This is a genomic window from Laceyella sacchari (genome assembly GCF_004343255.1).
GTDB classification, from domain to species: Bacteria; Bacillota; Bacilli; order Thermoactinomycetales; family Thermoactinomycetaceae; genus Laceyella; species Laceyella sacchari.
This window is the reverse complement of record NZ_SMDD01000018.1, coordinates 1-1685: the sequence shown is the minus strand read 5'-3', so window position 1 is coordinate 1685 and position 1685 is coordinate 1. Positions and strand designations below refer to the sequence as shown.

The 1685-nt window shown below is 43.7% G+C and carries 1 protein-coding gene, 5 tRNA genes and 1 rRNA gene; all 7 read left to right on the top strand.

Annotated elements, in window-relative coordinates:
- A 5S ribosomal RNA gene (rrf, locus tag EDC32_RS16130) occupies positions 1–93 on the top strand; the annotation flags it as partial.
- A gap of 295 nt (positions 94–388) precedes the next feature.
- Positions 389–465, top strand: a tRNA-Glu gene (locus tag EDC32_RS16125).
- A 5-nt stretch (positions 466–470) separates the two neighbouring features.
- A tRNA-Val gene (locus EDC32_RS16120) sits at positions 471–546 on the top strand.
- Positions 547–549: 3 nt separating this feature from the next.
- Positions 550–626 (top strand) — tRNA-Asp (locus EDC32_RS16115).
- Positions 627–635: 9 nt separating this feature from the next.
- Positions 636–711, top strand: a tRNA-His gene (locus EDC32_RS16110).
- A 21-nt stretch (positions 712–732) separates the two neighbouring features.
- Positions 733–808: transfer RNA gene (locus EDC32_RS16105), tRNA-Phe, on the top strand.
- 268 nt (positions 809–1076) lie between these two features.
- On the top strand, positions 1077–1292 hold the full coding sequence (locus EDC32_RS16100) for a hypothetical protein (protein WP_132223981.1): 216 nt from the start codon (positions 1077–1079) through the stop codon (positions 1290–1292).
- Positions 1293–1685: the final 393 nt, after the last annotated feature.

The following is a 1685-nucleotide window of genomic DNA, read 5'->3' as shown; positions in this document are numbered from 1 at the left end:
ATCCACCCGTTCCCATACCGAACACGGAAGTTAAGCCCTCCAGCGCCGATGGTACTTGGGTCTAAGCCCTGGGAGAGTAGGTCGTTGCCAGGCCATTATAAAACCCCGCTTCAGCTTGAAGCGGGGTTTTCATTTGAAAACCATATAATGCAGTAAAAGATAGCTTTTAGTGACGAGGGGAATAGACCACAATCACTATATGATTGATCGAAAATGGTTGATCTGGTTATGGCAGTTGACAATACCACCTTTAAAATCACTATAATATTTTTTATTATAAGACTTTAATTTATCTACTTGTCATACTGATAGATTCATGTTAATATAACAGAGTCGCTGCTGATTGAGATAATAATTTCCAGCAAAGGAAATAGAAGGAATTATATCTGGCCCGTTGGTGAAGCGGTTTAACACACTAGCCTTTCACGCTAGCATGCAGGGGTTCGAATCCCCTACGGGTCACCAAACTTGGACGCTTAGCTCAGCTGGGAGAGCATCTGCCTTACAAGCAGAGGGTCGGCGGTTCGATCCCGTCAGCGTCCACCATAAGGAGCTGTGGTGTAGAGGCCTAACATGCCTGCCTGTCACGCAGGAGATCGCGGGTTCGAATCCCGTCAGCTCCGCCATATTTCTTGGCGGCCGTGGCGAAGTGGTTAACGCACCGGATTGTGGCTCCGGCACTCATGGGTTCGATTCCCATCGGTCGCCCCACTTCACAGGTACATAACAAACGGCTCGGTAGCTCAGTCGGTAGAGCAGAGGACTGAAAATCCTCGTGTCGGCGGTTCGATTCCGTCCCGAGCCACCATCCAATTTGGACCCGATTTGATACGGCAAAAAATCTGTGTGATAACCCCTGCTTCATCCGTATGTGTTTGCCATGCGGATAGGTAGGGGTTTTATTATTATGGTAGAAAATCCTCAGATACCCGGGATACGACGCGAAAATGATTGTGAAGAAATTTTCTACGAGGATAGTACAAAGTACAGAAGATAATTAACATTCGTTGCGGTCGCCTTCTATGAGGGTGACCGCTTCATTATGTATAATATAAGATTCAAAAGTGGATGAGCAATTGAAAAAGTTATTGGTTGACTTTGAAGCGTTTCTAATGGGTTTAATACCTGCTTTGTACGGAACTACTGCTTCACCAAATTACACAGCTGATTTCCACTTATTAGAGCGTTATAGATGTGTTACGAAAGGGATAAACCAGCACACCGATGCCGAGTTTTTTTCTCTTTTTTCAATCGGAACAGATGAAAGAAGACTTTCTAAAAAAGCTTGCTAGCGTAGAGCGTCTTTCTCCTGAATTCCATGAATTTGATGAATAGGCCAGCGGCGGGAAAACATTTATCATTCGCTTCACTTGTGCATCGTCGCCCCTCGAGAAAAGTTTTTTTGCACTACCTCCCTATCAATTTGATTTACCAGACACGCCCTGGCGACTTGGTCGAACAGGTTTTACAAATCGTGTATAAAACGATGTGATTAAGGAGATATATTTAATAAAAGTATTGACTTATGATACGTATAAATGATAGAATCATTTTTGTTGCCGCAAAGAGCGGTGAAAAATGAAACAAAGCGTTCCTTGAAAACTAAAGAGTGACAACGTGACCTGTCAATTCGATGAAACACTTAACACTTTAGTGTTTAGTGTTTCACAACTCCGCGAGCTTTG